Origin of the sequence: Pseudomonas sp. FFUP_PS_473 (assembly GCF_002858665.1) — a bacterium.
Classification (GTDB): Bacteria; Pseudomonadota; Gammaproteobacteria; order Pseudomonadales; family Pseudomonadaceae; genus Aquipseudomonas; species Aquipseudomonas defluvii.
In genome coordinates this window covers 1-14840 of record NZ_PJQQ01000002.1, presented here as the reverse complement: position 1 = coordinate 14840, position 14840 = coordinate 1, and the positions used below count along the sequence as shown (strand labels likewise).

At 58.1% G+C, this 14840-nt stretch carries 14 protein-coding genes; 4 read left to right on the top strand and 10 right to left on the bottom strand.

Annotation, left to right across the window (positions count from 1 at the left end; translation table 11 throughout):
* Window position 1: 1 nt before the first annotated feature.
* The 6 genes from CYD26_RS01395 to dksA form a co-directional block, all read right to left on the bottom strand.
* A complete protein-coding gene (locus CYD26_RS01395) occupies window positions 2-1390 on the bottom strand; it encodes a polynucleotide adenylyltransferase PcnB (RefSeq protein WP_065758282.1) in 1389 nt (462 codons plus the stop codon).
* 699 nt (window positions 1391-2089) lie between these two features.
* Entirely contained in the window at window positions 2090-3526 is a 1437-nt protein-coding gene (locus tag CYD26_RS01390) for a sigma-54 dependent transcriptional regulator (RefSeq protein ID WP_102051662.1), read from the bottom strand.
* Window positions 3527-3548: 22 nt separating this feature from the next.
* Window positions 3549-6506, bottom strand: coding sequence for a sensor histidine kinase (locus CYD26_RS01385; protein ID WP_178081681.1), 2958 nt, complete (start codon window positions 6504-6506; stop codon window positions 3549-3551).
* Window positions 6490-6666, bottom strand: a complete 177-nt coding sequence (locus CYD26_RS01380) for a hypothetical protein (protein ID WP_003250005.1) — start codon at window positions 6664-6666, stop codon at window positions 6490-6492. The genes CYD26_RS01385 and CYD26_RS01380 overlap by 17 nt, the downstream gene beginning before the upstream one ends.
* A 155-nt stretch (window positions 6667-6821) precedes the next feature.
* On the bottom strand, window positions 6822-7709 hold the full coding sequence (gene gluQRS / locus CYD26_RS01375) for a tRNA glutamyl-Q(34) synthetase GluQRS (RefSeq protein WP_102051660.1): 888 nt from the start codon (window positions 7707-7709) through the stop codon (window positions 6822-6824).
* Between the two features lie 77 nt (window positions 7710-7786).
* On the bottom strand, window positions 7787-8233 hold the full coding sequence (dksA, locus tag CYD26_RS01370) for an RNA polymerase-binding protein DksA (protein ID WP_065758286.1): 447 nt from the start codon (window positions 8231-8233) through the stop codon (window positions 7787-7789).
* Window positions 8234-8432: 199 nt separating this feature from the next.
* Here dksA and CYD26_RS01365 point away from each other — a divergent pair, with 199 nt between their 5' ends.
* Both CYD26_RS01365 and sfsA read left to right on the top strand, forming a co-directional pair.
* On the top strand, window positions 8433-9605 hold the full coding sequence (locus CYD26_RS01365; protein ID WP_065758287.1) for a pyridoxal phosphate-dependent aminotransferase: 1173 nt from the start codon (window positions 8433-8435) through the stop codon (window positions 9603-9605).
* Window positions 9605-10318 (top strand): DNA/RNA nuclease SfsA, encoded by a 714-nt coding sequence (gene sfsA, locus CYD26_RS01360; protein ID WP_102051659.1) that lies wholly within the window; start codon window positions 9605-9607, stop codon window positions 10316-10318. The genes CYD26_RS01365 and sfsA overlap by 1 nt, the downstream gene beginning before the upstream one ends.
* Here the strand turns inward: sfsA and CYD26_RS01355 are convergent.
* Entirely contained in the window at window positions 10308-10625 is a 318-nt protein-coding gene (locus CYD26_RS01355; RefSeq protein ID WP_065758301.1) for a Rieske 2Fe-2S domain-containing protein, read from the bottom strand. The genes sfsA and CYD26_RS01355 overlap by 11 nt on opposite strands.
* Before the next feature lie 152 nt (window positions 10626-10777).
* On the opposite strand from CYD26_RS01355, the gene CYD26_RS01350 reads away from it, so the two are divergent.
* Both CYD26_RS01350 and CYD26_RS01345 read left to right on the top strand, forming a co-directional pair.
* Window positions 10778-11674, top strand: a complete 897-nt coding sequence (locus tag CYD26_RS01350; protein WP_102051658.1) for a ChaN family lipoprotein — start codon at window positions 10778-10780, stop codon at window positions 11672-11674.
* Between the two features lie 330 nt (window positions 11675-12004).
* On the top strand, window positions 12005-12688 hold the full coding sequence (locus CYD26_RS01345) for a hypothetical protein (RefSeq protein WP_130021958.1): 684 nt from the start codon (window positions 12005-12007) through the stop codon (window positions 12686-12688).
* A gap of 134 nt (window positions 12689-12822) precedes the next feature.
* Here the strand turns inward: CYD26_RS01345 and dfrA are convergent, their stop codons facing one another.
* The 3 genes from dfrA to CYD26_RS25095 form a co-directional block, all read right to left on the bottom strand.
* Window positions 12823-13296 (bottom strand): trimethoprim-resistant dihydrofolate reductase DfrA, encoded by a 474-nt coding sequence (gene dfrA, locus CYD26_RS01340; protein WP_102051657.1) that lies wholly within the window; start codon window positions 13294-13296, stop codon window positions 12823-12825.
* 121 nt (window positions 13297-13417) lie between these two features.
* The gene (locus tag CYD26_RS25100) at window positions 13418-14248 is read right to left on the bottom strand and encodes a hypothetical protein (RefSeq protein ID WP_158240122.1); all 831 of its coding nucleotides are present in this window, start codon (window positions 14246-14248) and stop codon (window positions 13418-13420) included.
* A 194-nt stretch (window positions 14249-14442) separates the two neighbouring features.
* Window positions 14443-14652 carry a hypothetical protein gene (locus CYD26_RS25095; RefSeq protein ID WP_158240121.1) on the bottom strand — a complete coding sequence of 70 codons (210 nt, stop codon included), beginning with the start codon at window positions 14650-14652 and terminating at the stop codon, window positions 14443-14445.
* Window positions 14653-14840 lie beyond the last annotated feature (188 nt).

Sequence of the window (14840 nt, the reverse complement as noted above, 5' to 3'; positions counted from 1 at the left end):
TTTACTCGCCCGCAGCGCCGTCGGCGCGCTTGCGTTTGCTGCCACTGCGCTTGCGTTTGCGTGGGCCTGCGCCAGCACCCTCATCGCGGCTGCCGAGTTCGCGGATCATGTCGCGACGCTCACTTTCGTTGCACTCCTGATAGTCAGTCCACCATTGGCCAAGACCATCGGTGTCCTCGCCCGCACTTTCGCGCAGCAGCAGGAAGTCATAGCCGGCACGGAAGCGCGGGTTGTCCAGTAACAGGTCGGCACGTTTGCCGCTGCGCCGTGGCAGGCGCTCCTGCATGTCCCAGATTTCACGGATGGGCATGGTGAAACGCTTGGGGATTGCGATGCGTTGGCACTGTTCGCTGATCAGTTCGTGCGCCGCTTCGTTCATGGCCGGGATAGGCGGCATGCCTCGGCTCTGCAAATGCAGCGCACGTGTTGGCAGGGCAGGCCAGAGCATGGCAGCGAAAAGGAAGGCCGGGGTTACCGGCTTGCCTTGTTTGACCCGTAGATCCGTGTTGATCAACGCTTGGCTGATCAAGGTATGGGTGTAGGTCGGATGGTCTTCCAGTGCCTGGGCGCTGGCCGGGAACAGTGGATCGAACAGTTGCAGGTCGACCAGCATCTCGAACGTATCGGCGGCCTGGCCGGAGAGGAACAGCTTGAGGCTTTCCTCGAACAGGCGTGCAGACGGAATCTCACGCAGCATCGGCGCCAGTTGGCGAATCGGGGCGACGGTGTGCTTCTCGATGCCGAAGTTCAGCTTGGCGGCGAAACGCACCGCACGCAGCATGCGGACCGGGTCTTCCTGGTAGCGCTGGGTCGGGTCGCCAATCAGGCGGATCAAGCGGTTACGAATGTCGTGTACGCCGTTGGCATAATCGAGAATACGCTCGCTGATCGGATCGTAGTACAGCGCATTGATGGTGAAGTCGCGGCGCTGCGCGTCTTCTTCCAATGTGCCGTAGACGTTATCGCGCAGGATGCGCCCACTCTCGTTGCGTGAGGACTGGTGGCTGTTTTCCTCTTCGCTTTCGGGGTGATTGGCGCGGAAGGTCGCGACTTCAATGATTTCACGGCCAAAGTGGACGTGAACCAGTTTGAAGCGACGGCCAATGACTCGGGCGTTGCGGAACTCCGCACGCACTTGCTCGGGGGTGGCGCTGGTGGCGACGTCGAAGTCTTTCGGCGTAATGCCCAGAAGCTGGTCGCGCACGCAGCCGCCGACCAGATAGGCCTGGTAGCCGGCGTTTTGCAGACGCTCGACGATGCTCACCGCATGACGACTGAATTGGCCACGTTGCAGCGAATGTTGACTGCTATTAATCACTTCAGGCGTGGTGCGCTGGTGGTGCGGGCCACGAACGGGGGGACGGAACGACTGGAACAGCTTCTTCAGCATGGGATGCACTGTTTGAAGGAATTTTCAGCCATAAACGAAGAATGGCCGCATGATAGGCGGGGATTCTAGCATTTACTCTGGGAATGGTGTAGGCAACAGCGTGAGGGGGTGTAGGTAGGAAAACTACAAGGGGAGCCGAAGCTCCCCTGGAATGTAGTTGCGTGCTCTTTTTATTTTTCTTCTGGGCTTCTTGTTTTTGTTGAGTGCCCTGTCTACAAAGCCGAGGCTTGTAGAGCGTCCCCCTATTCGGGGGCCAAGAGCAAACGGATTGCTTTGGTCGCTGAGGTTGCGGTGATCTGTCGATCCAACCAGTGTAGGCGCTGCTTTAGTGCAGTTTTTGTTGTTCTCTGCCTGGTTGTGGGGCAAGCCCCAAAACACAACTCCTCTCCAAAAGAATCAGTTAGCTGCGCCTCCGCCGTCTTGTTCTTATTGTGCGTGAGCCGATTCGTCTTATTTTTATTGTCTTTTGCAGTGCTTGTTATTGTTCTTGTACCAAACATATAGCAGGTGCCGTGCCAACTTTTGTGAAACCCAGTAAAACAAGGGCTTACGTCGGTTTTGGTCCGTTTTGGCGCCGAAAAAAAACCGGGGTTTCGTTACCGTAAGCCCCGGTTTTTGTTACGTCTTCATGTTGCGGTAACAGTCTGTCACGTGAATCTTATGTTACCTGCCCAATGGCACGGTGACAGCTGAAGCGTATCAGCCCTCGTTGGTTGCGCTGCTCTTGCGTCGAGGTATCCCCAAGCGCTGGCGTCGTTCCCACAGGCACTTGCGGCTGACCCCCAGCTTGCGTGCCAGTTCGGTTTCGGTCATATGGTCCTGGTGCTCGAGCACGAAGTGCTGGAAGTAGTCTTCCAGCGACAGGTCTTCCATGGGCTCATGGCTGTTGTTGGCCTGCGTGCCGGCTGCTGGCAGGCCACCGAAGCTCTCATCGTCGTCTTCCAGATCGCTCAGCTCGATATCGATACCCAGCAGGTCGGCAGAAATCTCTGGGCTCTCGCAAAGGATGACGGCACGCTCCACGGCGTTTTCCAGTTCACGCACGTTACCTGGCCAGGAGTAGTGACGTATCGCCATTTCTGCGTCGTGAGCAAACCTCAGGTCATTGCGGCCGATACGTGCGCTCTGCCGAGCGAGGAAGGCATTGGCAATTTCATTGACGTCGGCACCCCGTTCCCGCAGCGCAGGCAGCTTCAGGGCGATGACGTGCAGTCGGTAGTAAAGGTCTTCACGGAACTGGCCGACTTTGGCCAGGTTCTTCAGGTCGCGGTGGGTAGCGGCGATCAGGCGCACATCAACCTTCTGCGACTGTACCGAACCGACCCGGCGGATTTCGCCTTCCTGCAGGACACGCAGCAGGCGAGCCTGGGCTTCCAGCGGCAGCTCGCCAATTTCATCCAGGAAAAGCGTGCCGCCATCGGCGGCTTCAACCAGGCCTGCGCGCCCGGCACTGGCGCCAGTGAACGCGCCTTTCTCGTGGCCGAAGAGTTCGGACTCGATGAGGGTTTCCGGAATCGCTGCGCAGTTTACCGAGATCATCGGCGCCTTGGCGCGTCGCGACAGGTTGTGCAGGGCGCGGGCGACCAGCTCTTTACCGGTACCCGACTCGCCTTGAATCAGCACGTTGGAGTCGGTGGGCGCAACTTTACGGATCTTGCTGTAGAGATCTTGCATCGGTGGGCACGAGCCGATGATGCCGATCTCGCCATTGGCACTTTCACTGCCGGCCTTGTCACTGGCGGCCGGCTTGCCATTCGCGCGTTCGGACGGTACCGCCGGAGCGCTCTGCCGATCACGCAGGATGCGTGCTACGGCCTGCAGCATCTCGTCATGGTCGAAGGGTTTGGCGATGTAGTCGACCGCCCCCATCTTCATGGAGTCGACCGCAGAACGCAGGCTGGCGTAGCTGGTCATGATCAGCACAGGCGTGCCCTGGCCAAGCTTGATCAGTTCGGTGCCCGGGGCGCCTGGCAAGCGCAGATCGCTGACGATCAGGTCGAAGGTCGGAATGCTGAAGCGTTCCTGAGCCTCCTGTACCGAGCCGGCTTCACTGACCTGGTACTGGTTCCGTTCGAGCAGGCGACGCAAGGCTGAGCGGATGATGGTTTCGTCTTCGACGATCAGAATATGCGGCATTGATTCAATTCTCTCGACGGTCTCAGTTCACAGCGGACGTCGCTACGACATGGCGCGGTAGGGTCACTCGGATCCGGGTGCCACGCTGGCTTTCGATATCGGCCGGGCTGTCGATGGTGATTTGTCCATAATGCTCTTCCACGATGGAATAGACCAGAGCGAGCCCTAGTCCTGTCCCTTCACCCGGATCCTTGGTGGTGAAGAACGGTTCGAACAATCGGTCCATGATGTTCTTTGGGATTCCGCTCCCTTCATCCTCGACAATCAGGTCGACGGTGTGTTTATTCGCTTCGCTTCTGACCCGCACGGCAGCACCGGGTGGCGAGGCGTCGCGGGCATTGGACAGTAAATTGATCAATACCTGGGCGAGCCGCTGGGGGTCGCCGTCTACCCAGTGCTCCGGGTCGCACAGATTGAAAAACTGTACTTCAAAATTGCGCCGGTTCAAGGCCAGCAAGCCGATTGCATCCTGTGCCACTTCTGCCAGGCATACGGGTTCTTCATTGTTCTGTTGGCTACCGCCGGCGTGGGCGAAGCTCATCAGTGACTGAACGATGCGTGAAATACGCTTGGTCTGTTCAATGATCTGGCTGCTCAGCTCGGTGATCTCGCTGTCTTCCTCGCGTTCTTCCCGCAGGTTTTGCGCCAGGCAGGCGATGCCGGTAATCGGGTTGCCGATCTCATGGGCCACCCCGGCGGCCAGCCGGCCGATGCTCGCCAAACGTTCGGAGTGCACCAGCTTGTCTTCAAGCGCTTGAGTTTCGGTCAAGTCCTCAACAAGCAGTACCAAGCCACTGTTACCCGGCGCCAGCGGTTCGTCGATGGCCGCCTTGTGCAGGTTCAACCAGCGCGGCTGGCCATCCAGCGCCAACCGTTGTTTGTGCAGGTGTTCATCCGGAACATTGATGAAGCCCAGCAGAAGGCCGCGCCAAGGTTCGCTGATGGTTGTCAGGCGGGAGCCCACCACGTGCTTGGCGGCAATGCCAGTCAACTCTTCCATGGCCCGGTTCCACATCAGGATTTCCTGATCCTTGGCCAGCGAGCAGACGCCCATCGGCAGTTCCTGCAGGGTTTGGCGATGGTAGCGGCGCAGGGCGTCGAGTTCAGCGGCAAGGCCGGTTAGTCGCGAGTGGTAGTCTTCCAGGCGACTCTCGATGAAGTGGATGTCTTCGGTAACGTAGTTCTCGCTGCCGGACTTGTAGGGCAGGAAGGTCTCGACCATGTCCTGAGCCACGCTAGGCCCCATCAAGCCAGACAGGTTCGCCTCTATTCGATCACGCAGCCTGCGTAGCGCATAAGGCCGGCGCTCATCAAAGGGCAGGTAGAGATCGCGCAGTGCCTGTTCAACTTCTTTCTGTGCGGCCTTGGCACCCAGGGGCTTGGCCAGTTGGGTGGCAAACTCCTGCGGCGAGGCCGCATGCAGTTCGCGACGCTGCGGCCGGCGCACGTTGTCCACCGCACAGGCTTCCGCGGCGCCAACCTCTTCCGGGCTGGCATTGGTGAACAGCGAAATCAGCGTGAACAACAGGACGTTGGCTGCCAGTGAAGCGATGGCTGCCATGTGCCAACTGGTGTCGTCGAGTACATAGATCATGTTCAGCAGGGGGATGTAAAAGCCCTGCAGATTGCCAACCAGTGGCAGCAGCATGGTTACCAGCCAGACGCTGATCCCCGCCAGCAACCCGGCGATGAAGCCACGTCGGTTTGCGGTTGGCCAGTAGAGTACTGAGAGCACACCGGGCAGGAACTGCAGTGTTGCGACAAAGGCAACGATACCGAGGTTGGCCAGGTCCTGCTGAGCGCCCAACAACAGATAGAAGCCGAAACCTGCGCTGATGATGGCGACGATCAGTGCCCGTCGGGTCCATTTCAGCCAGCGGTAGATATTACCTTCGGCTGGTGGCTGGTATAGCGGCAGTACCAGATGGTTCAGGGCCATGCCGGACAGCGCCAGGGTGGTCACGATGATCAGGCCACTGGCGGCTGAGAGCCCGCCGATGTACGCCAGCAGTGCCAATAGCTTGTTGTTCGCGGCAATGCCCAGGCCCAGGGTGAAGTATTCCGGGCTGGTGCTGGCGCCCAGTTTCAGGCCCGCCCAGAGGATCAGGGGAACCGCCAGGCTCATCAGCAGCAGAAACAGCGGTAAGCCCCAGCTGGCGCTGACCAGTGAGCGCGGATTGAGGTTTTCGGTAAAGGCCATGTGGTACATGTGCGGCATGACGATTGCCGAGGCGAAAAACACCAGCAGCAGGGTTCTCCACGGGCCTTCCTGTAGTGGCGAGTGCAATGCAGCGAGGGCTGTCTGGTTTTGCAGCAACCAGACTTCCAGTTGGTGGGGGCCGCCGAACACGCCGTAAAGCGCGTAGAGGCCAATCCCCCCTAGCGCCAGTAGTTTGATCACCGATTCGAAGGCAATGGCGAACACCAGTCCTTCATGCTTCTCACGGGTCGCGATATGCCGCGAGCCAAAGAAAATGGTGAACAGTGTGATCATTGCGCAGAAGGCCAGTGCCACCCGGTTTTTAACCGGTTCGCCGCTGAGAATGCCGATTGAGTCGGCCACCGCCTGAATTTGCAGCGCCAATAGAGGCAGTACGCCAATCAGCATGAAAACGGTGGTCAGCGCGCCGGCCCAGGTGCTGCGAAAGCGAAAAGCAATCAGGTCGGCCAGGGATGACAGCTGGTAGGTGCGGGTGATCTTGAGGATCGGGTAAAGCAGCACGGGCGCCAATAGAAAGGCCCCGGAAACCCCCAGGTAGCAGGCCAGGAAACCGTACCCATACTGGTAGGCAAGCCCGACCGTGCCATAGAACGCCCAGGCACTGGCATAAACACCCAGTGACAAGGTGTAGGTCAGCGGGTGACGGATGATCGCGCGTGGGATCATGCCGCGTTCGCTGATCCAGGCCACGCCGAACAGCACCAGCAGGTAGGCGGCGCTGATCAGGATCATCTGGGTCAGGCTAAAGCTCATCGGCATCACGTTGGCTCTGCAGGATAAAGGTCACGACGATCAGGATCAGCCAGAGCAGGTACGGGCGATACCAGGCCCCGGTCGGTTCGATCCACCAGTCCATGATGGCAGGGGAGAACAAATAGATCCCCACGACCAGAAGCAGGACCAAACGATAGATGTACATGTGGGCCTCACTGGTTAAACCGCTGCGTGCCTGAAGTTATTATTGGCGCAAATCGGCGGTGGCGATGGTAGCGGATGGCGATAAGGCTGCAAATGGACTTCGCATTCTGCCCCAAGGAATTGAATCTATTGGGCTTTCTTGCGTTCGGCAAGGCTTCAGCGCAGCGTTGCCTCGGCCAGGGTCATGCTTTTGGGGATTGCGTCGACGTTCCAGTGCCGGCAAGCATGTGTCAGCACCTCTTGCGGGGTGGCGTACGCCTGAGCCGGATCGGTCGGTTGCCCCAGGGCACGCAGGGCACGTAGCAGTAGCGGGGTGGCCTGGTCTGTGGGCAGCGGGGCGGAGCGATAGGATTTGCCCAGCTTATGACCATCGGGTTGCACAATCAGCGGTACATGCAGGTAGCGCGGCTGGCGTAACCCCAGTAACTCCTGAATATACAGTTGGCGTGGTGTTGAGTCGAGCAGGTCGGCGCCTCGCACAATGTCGGTAACGCCCTGCCAGGCATCGTCTAGCACCACGGCCAGTTGATAGGCATACAGCCCATCTCGACGACGGATAATGAAGTCGCCTGACTCGCGGCCCAGGTGTTGTTCAAAACGGCCTTGCACCCGATCAATGAAGTGATAGGCAAGCTCTGGCACGCGTACACGGATGGCCGCATCGTGCTGATCATGGCCAAGGTTCCGGCACAGGCCTGGGTAGATTCCATGATAAGGCTCCAGCTGTTTGCGCGAGCAGGTGCAGGCATAGGCCAGGCCTTGCTGAAACAGGCGTTGGATCGTTTCGGCGTAGGCATCATGGCGCTGGCTTTGATAAACCACCTCGCCATCCCACTCCAGACCATATGATTCCAGGGTGCGCAGGATAGCTGCCTGTGCGCCAGGCGCTTCACGGGGAGGGTCGATGTCTTCCATGCGCAGCAGCCAACGACCGCCAACCGCACGGGCATCCAGGTAGGAGGCCAGGGCGGCTACCAGTGAGCCGAAATGAAGAAAACCGCTGGGGGTGGGGGCGAAGCGCCCGACATAGCTGGGGTTGTTCATGGTAACGCGCGGGTAATCAGGAAAAGTCGTACAACCATAATTGAAATGGGGCGCTATAAGCGCCCCATTTTTTCAGGTCAGGCTTTGCCGACCTGCTTTTCCTTGATTTCCGCCAGTGTCTTGCAGTCGATGCACAGGTCGGCGGTAGGGCGGGCTTCCAGGCGGCGTACGCCAATCTCGATGCCGCAGTTCTCGCACCAGCCGTATTCTTCGTCCTGGATCAGCTGCAGCGTCTTGTCGATCTTTTTGATCAACTTGCGCTCGCGGTCGCGATTGCGCAGCTCCAGGGCGAACTCCTCTTCCTGACTGGCGCGATCGGCCGGGTCAGGGAAGTTGGCCGCTTCGTCTTTCATGTGGTCCACGGTCTGATCGACGCTGACCATGAGCTCCTGCTTCCATTTATTCAGCAGCTCGGTGAAGTGAGCACGCATGGGCTTGCCCATGTACTCCTCGCCCTGGGTTTCTCTATAGGGTTCGAAGCCGCGAACAAGTTGACTACTTTGTTGCTTTTCGTTGGTGGGCATGAATTGACCGCCTCTCACTCTTCTAATCCATTGCGCAGGCTGCTCCATCTCCGGCGCCCGCCGGCCCTGCGACTGCGAGCCGCCGAACTTACCAGATAGAATCAGGGGATGCTACTCCCCGTGATTGCAGGTTTTACCACCCGCTAGTTCCGGCTCTTGGGTAGAATCTTTAGTTTACACCCCATTTGAGAGAAGGCTAATGGCTCAGCCCTACAGTGCGCGTAGTCGCGCCATCGAACCCTTTCATGTGATGGCTTTGCTGGCGCGAGCCAACGAACTGCAAGCTGCAGGCCATGACGTCATTCATCTGGAAATCGGCGAGCCGGACTTCACCACGGCGGCGCCGATCATCAAGGCGGGGCAGGCGGCGCTCGCCAATGGGGAAACCCGTTACACCGCCGCGCGTGGCCTCCCGGCATTGCGCGAGGCGATCGCGGGCTTCTATGCCACGCGTTACGGGTTGAGCATTGATCCTCAGCGTATCCTGATCACCCCGGGAGGCTCTGGCGCGCTGCTTCTGGCCAGCAGCTTGCTGGTCGACCCTGGTAAGCACTGGTTGCTGGCCGATCCAGGGTATCCATGCAATCGGCATTTCCTGCGCCTGGTAGAAGGGGCTGCACAGTTGGTGCCGGTCGGCCCTGAGGTCAACTACCAACTGAACGCTGATCTGGTAGAGCGTTACTGGGATCAGGACAGCGTTGGTGCACTGGTTGCCTCACCGGCAAACCCAACAGGTACGGTGCTCGACCGTGAGCAACTGGCCAGCCTCGCGCAGGCAGTTCGGGAGCGTCACGGGCATCTGGTGGTAGACGAAATTTACCATGGCCTGACCTACGGCATGGACGCGCCGAGCGTGCTTGAAGTTGAAGACCAGGCCTTCGTCCTGAATAGTTTCTCAAAATATTTCGGCATGACCGGATGGCGTCTGGGGTGGCTGGTCGCACCTCCCGCAGCCGTGGCTGATCTGGAAAAGCTCGCCCAGAACCTGTACATCAGTGCGCCGAGTATGGCTCAGCATGCTGCATTGGCGTGTTTTGAGCCGGCAACGCTAGCTATTTTGGAAGAGCGTCGCGAGGAATTTGGTCGGCGACGTGATTTTCTTCTTCCAGCCCTGCGTGAGCTGGGGTTTGGTATCGCAGTCGAGCCTCAGGGCGCTTTCTATCTCTACGCTGATATCAGCACGTTTGGCGGCGATGCGTTCGCTTTCTGCCGTCATTTCCTGGAAACCGAGCATGTCGCGTTTACCCCGGGGCTGGATTTCGGGCGCTATCAGGCCGGGCACCATGTGCGTTTTGCCTACACCCAGAGCATGCCGCGCTTGCAGGAGGCTGTAGAGCGAATTGAGCGTGGCCTGCGGAGTTGGCAAGGCTGATGCGCTTTTCACCGGCACTTGAGGAAGCGCGCTTGCTGCGTCGCTACAAACGCTTCCTGGCAGATATAGAACTGGCCAGTGGTGAGCAACTGACGATCCACTGCCCCAACACCGGCTCAATGCTCAATTGCATGATCGAGGGTGGCAAGGTCTGGTTCAGCCGCTCCAACGACCCCAAGCGCAAGCTCCCTGGCACGTGGGAAATCAGCGAAACGCCTCAGGGGCGGCTGGCGTGCGTGAATACGGGGCGCGCCAATGCGCTGGTCGAAGAGGCGCTTTATGCTGGGCGGATCAAGGAGCTTGCCGGGTTTAGCGCGCTCAGGCGCGAAGTGCCTTACGGTGAAGAAAACAGTCGAGTGGATTTTCGCCTGGAGTTTCCTGGCGGCCCGGCTTATGTCGAAGTCAAAAGCGTGACATTGGGTTTTTCTGATTCGACTACTGCAGCGTTTCCCGACTCGGTGACTCAACGGGGCACCAAGCACTTGCGTGAGCTCGCCGCATTGGCTCGTCAAGGTGTGCGCGCCGTACAGCTATATTGCGTGAACCTCAGTGGTGTTGATGCGGTTCGTCCGGCCGAGGAAATCGACCCTGCTTATGCGGCAGCACTGCGTGAGGCCGTTGCGGATGGTGTGGAAGTGCTGGCGTACGGAGTGCGTCTGGAGGGTGAGCAGATTGAAGTCGATCGTCGCTTGCCAGTACTGATCAATCCGTGAGCCAGATGCCCCCGGTGTCTTCGTGGCAGTTGAGGGCTTCCAGGGCGTCGCCTTCGCAAGGGCCTGCCACGCACTCGCCTGACTCGATCAGAAACTGTGCGCCGTGATGCACGCAGGCGATCAATTGGGCACTGCTGTCGAGAAACGTGTCAGCCTGCCAGTTTAATGGAATGCCTCGATGGGGGCAGCGGTTGCGATAGAGGTAGACCTTACCCTGCCGGCGAACGGCGAGCAGGTGGGTGTTGTCGAGGCTAAAGCCGCGACTGTGGCCTTCACGAAGGTCGGAGGACGGGCAAAGGAAGTGCATGCGCATGGCTTACTCAAAATGATGGGCTTGGCTCGACTGACACGAGCGTTCAACCCCGAGGCACGTCTTATACCGTGCAGATTGACCGTAGGAAAGCCGACGCCGCTGGCCAGCAGTCGCCTGCTGATGCTGGCTCGAGAGGAGAACTGCTGATGCCCCGACTGCTGTGTTATGCCGTACTCGCACTGCTTCTGTGCCTGTCAGGCTGCCAGACCCGCGTAGCGCTGCCGCCATTGCCGGCCTGGCAGAGCCCTGAGGGGCTGGGGCATGCTCAGCTGGGGCAGATACGTGAGCTGGCCAGTGGTCGAGTACTGAGCCCTGAGCAACTGGTCGCTCGCTTGGCGGGTGCGTCCCGTGTGCTGGTGGGAGAGCAACACGATAATCCTGACCATCATGCGCTGCAGTTGTGGTTGTTAAAGGCTCTCGGCCAATACCGCCCCCAAGGTAGCCTGCTACTGGAGATGCTTCAGCCTGTGCAGCAGGCGCGGGTCGAGGTAGTGCGCCAGCAAGCATCATTACCTGCTGATGTCCCCGGGGCGTTGCGCTGGCAAAAAGGTTGGGATTGGACCCTGTATGGGCCGATCGTAGAGGAGGCCCTGAGACAACCGTATGTACTGCTGGCCGCCAATCTTGACGATGATGAAGTGGGACGGATCTATCGACAGCCGCCGGTGTTGTCTGGAAACCGTTCGACATCAACGGCTGTTCGTCAGGCGCTACTTGAGCAGGTACGCGACTCCCATTGTGGCTTGCTGCCAGACTCGCAATTGCCAGCGATGCTTGCGGTGCAGCAGCAGCGTGACCGACGAATAGCCGAGCGCTTGCTTGCGGCGCCGACGCCAAGCCTTTTGTTCGCGGGCGGCTATCACGTGCGCAAAGATATCGGTGTGCCGCAGCACGTGGCTGACCTTGGCGTGCAAGACGCACCGCAGGTGCTGATGCTGGCCCAGGTAGGCGAGGTGGTTGAGCCGGGCATGGCGGATTATGTCTGGTTTACTGCAGCGTTGCCGGCTCAGGACTACTGCGCGAGTTTGCGCAAGAAACACTGAGTGAGCAGGCAAAACCGGATAGGTGAACTATTGCTTGAGGAAGGATGAACTATTGCCCTGCTGAAGGGGTGTGCAGGGGAGCCAACAAGCAGTAAGGGAGGGCTGCTCAGGGGCACGATCAAGGTGCTCCCGCACGGGGAGTGGCTGAGGGGTCGGGTCATTTTTGCACGGTAGCCACTCCTCCTCAAACCGTGCGGGTGCTTTCTGCTACACCGCTGTCTGCCAGGGGGCTTATGGGTTTGAATTCTTGGCGGTGCTGAGCGCTCGCAAGGAGCGTGCCCTATCTGTATCGTCCTTTCCTGCAAGCACTGACAGAGCGACGACATCGACATGCAGGAATACATCGAATCATTTCGGCGGGCTATGGACCGGACCAATGCGCTTACAAGGGGGATGTCGAACTACCCACTCGACATTGACCCAGCACTGGTCATTGATCTGCCAGCAGTGGTCTCTGCCATCGCGCAGGACTTTTCGGAGTTCCTTCCGCACACTGACGTGCTGCCTGGTATGTGCTTCCGAGTGGCTCGGGAGCTGTCCTATGTCCTGTTTGAGCGGGGTGTCCGGCATACCGTTACGGTCGGCGATGTGGAGCTGGTAGACGGCTTTTATGTCGGCGTGACTGTGGATCAGCTCTTGCAGGATGTGGCGGATGGCTACCAGCTCGACTTCAAAGGTGGGCGCCCCGTGGGTAAGCCAATCCATGCCCATGCCTGGATCACCTTGGAGAACGGCTGTGTCATTGATGCCACTGTTCTCGCGTCTCAGCATCGTAAAAGCCCGAGCGCCAAAGAACTGCTGTCTTTTGAGGAAGCTGTCTATTACACCGGGAAGCCGGGCACTCCAGTCATCCGGCACATACCAATGATGACTGGCCTCGTGTACCACCAGAAGGCTCTGGTCGCGCTTGTTGATGGCGATCTCCAGAGCTACTGCCTCTGGGCTGAGGACTACGGCAAGTTGATGAGCCGGCTTGATCTGCTGCGGCTAGTGCCAGCTCTTACTGCCCGTTGATCATCAGTGCTAACGCCGAGTTCAGCGGCAGTTTTTAAGTTGTGGTTTTATGGAATACTTTTGCGCAGCAAAACCATAAAACCGCGACTTAAAAACTGTCCAAGGAGCGTAGCGACTGGTGCTGCAACGACTTGTTAACCTTTTTGCCAAATTTGATACGTATAATTAATATTTGAGAAATAGAATTGCTCAAATACCAACTTGTAATTGGAAGGTATTTGGGGGAATTTTACATTGCCCTCTACTACCTTGTGCACAATAGATAAATGAATAGTGTCTGCCATTTCAATAAGACTATTATAAATTTGACCACCGCCAGAAATATATAAATGATCTGTTATATTAGGTAATTCATGCAATGCATGTTCTATGGACGAAAACACTAGTACGTTCTCAGGAAGAGCTGAAATTCCATTTTTTGAAAGAACAGCATACTTTCGATTAGGAAGAACACCCATTGAGTCAAAAGTTTTTCTTCCAACAAGAAGCCACTGATTATATGTGAGCGCTTTGAAAAGTAGCTGCTCTCCTTTCGCCGACCATGGGATATCTGGACCATTACCAATAACGCCATTTTCTGACTGTGCTGCGATTAATGAAATTCTCAATTAATTTCCCGTAGTGGTTAACTGGTCGGTTGAGTTTGTAACGGAATCAAATGGCTCACTGATCCCTTGCCCTGGCCAGTTCAAAGCTATGGATGAGATCGTGAGCCTGCGGTCGGTGCTGCTATTCTGAGAGCGAGGTGTAAGCGCCGTCCTTGAGCCTGTAGACGACGTTTTCTGTTGGCGCTGGCTTACTGCCATACCCCGAGTAATCGGTCCCCGTGCGCACAACCAGAAGGTCAGGCATTCTGGCGTTTTTGCTTGGGGCTACATGAATTGTTCCGGTGTAAGACCAGCAGGCTGGCATGTCAGGGATGGTATCGTCACAGGCCCCCTCATTGTTGCCGCTAGTATTGATAATCCCTAGTGATGTCCAATGCACACCGTCGAAGGCGATGATTTGCTCGCCCTCGTAAGCTGTTCCTTGACCGCTCTCGAAGGTAGGAACCAACAGGGCAGTGCTGGTGTTGCTCAACTCCAGTTGGCCGACCTTCTCAGGTACTGTAGCGTCACCCCAGGTTCCTGCCTCTGTGAATGGGCTGCTTTGACGCGATACGATTTCCCAGTCGTAGCCGACCTTCTTGTAGGTGATTGCGCTGACTGATGCTCTAGCGGCATGGGCCTCGTAGGGCTCGCCAGTTTGCGGGTCAATTTCGCGTAGCTTGACGAAAGCAACGTGGTAGTCGGTGCCGGCATGTTTCAACGACTGTTGGAACCATACGCTGGCAACAAACTCGGCTGAGGGATTGGCGAAGTAGCCAATTTGGCCTGCTTTTACGCGCTGCTCGGTGCTGCTCCCGATCTTGCCGGTGAGATCCCGTAAGACCTCTTCATCCTGAATCACCAGCAAAGCTGGAGCGGCATTGCCAGAGTAGGTCGCTGCGGCGGACGCCTGCCCAGCGCTGGCGATAAGGCCAGCGGCTATGACTGCTGCGGCAATCAGGCTCTTGCTCATACTGATTCGTTCCTTTGTGCTCATGGATAGTCCCTTAATGCATGCTTTTTTGTGCAGCGACCTGGAGTCTACATATGCAGCCCAGGCCTTGCTAGGCAAGAGACATGCGTCTAGCGCAAGGAAACGACCGTTTTCTGAACAGTCGGCAGGGCTACGATGAAACACAAACAAATGCCCGCAGACGGGCGACAGGATCACGCCTTGCCCTCGGTCAGCGGCGTTTTTGTAACCCAAATGGGCAATTCCAGCGGCAGGGCGATTTCGGCCCGGTCGCGGGCCTGCAACTGCGCCCGCGCCCACTGCCCGTCCCGCTCCATCTCTGCCCGCAAGGGCAGGGGATGGCCGGAACCCTCGAACTGCTCCCGGTCGAACATCTGCCCGGCTACGTCCAGCCGCTCGGGCATGGGCCGCTCGTGGTGTCGTTTTCAGAAGACGGCTGCACTGAACGTCAGAAGCCGACTGCACTATAGCAGCGGAGGGGTTGGATCCATCAGGCAACGACGGGCTGCTGCCGGCCGATTCTGTTGAAAAAGTAGCTGCCTCCCAATGCCGTTGGCAAAATTGCTCTTTCAGCGAGCGTGGGGGCAAACAG

Coding starts and splice junctions, on each gene's coding strand:
- CYD26_RS01395 (WP_065758282.1), bottom strand. CDS start 1,390: ATGCTGAAGAAGCTGTTCCAGTCGTTCCGTCCCCCCGTTCGTGGCCCG.
- CYD26_RS01390 (WP_102051662.1), bottom strand. CDS start 3,526: ATGCCGCATATTCTGATCGTCGAAGACGAAACCATCATCCGCTCAGCC.
- gluQRS (WP_102051660.1), bottom strand. CDS start 7,709: ATGAACAACCCCAGCTATGTCGGGCGCTTCGCCCCCACCCCCAGCGGT.
- CYD26_RS25100 (WP_158240122.1), bottom strand. CDS start 14,248: ATGAGCAAGAGCCTGATTGCCGCAGCAGTCATAGCCGCTGGCCTTATC.
- CYD26_RS01350 (WP_102051658.1), top strand. CDS start 10,778: ATGCCCCGACTGCTGTGTTATGCCGTACTCGCACTGCTTCTGTGCCTG.
- CYD26_RS01355 (WP_065758301.1), bottom strand. CDS start 10,625: ATGCACTTCCTTTGCCCGTCCTCCGACCTTCGTGAAGGCCACAGTCGC.
- CYD26_RS01345 (WP_130021958.1), top strand. CDS start 12,005: ATGCAGGAATACATCGAATCATTTCGGCGGGCTATGGACCGGACCAAT.
- CYD26_RS25095 (WP_158240121.1), bottom strand. CDS start 14,652: ATGCCCGAGCGGCTGGACGTAGCCGGGCAGATGTTCGACCGGGAGCAG.
- CYD26_RS01385 (WP_178081681.1), bottom strand. CDS start 6,506: ATGCCGATGAGCTTTAGCCTGACCCAGATGATCCTGATCAGCGCCGCC.
- CYD26_RS01365 (WP_065758287.1), top strand. CDS start 8,433: ATGGCTCAGCCCTACAGTGCGCGTAGTCGCGCCATCGAACCCTTTCAT.
- dksA (WP_065758286.1), bottom strand. CDS start 8,233: ATGCCCACCAACGAAAAGCAACAAAGTAGTCAACTTGTTCGCGGCTTC.
- CYD26_RS01380 (WP_003250005.1), bottom strand. CDS start 6,666: ATGTACATCTATCGTTTGGTCCTGCTTCTGGTCGTGGGGATCTATTTG.
- sfsA (WP_102051659.1), top strand. CDS start 9,605: ATGCGCTTTTCACCGGCACTTGAGGAAGCGCGCTTGCTGCGTCGCTAC.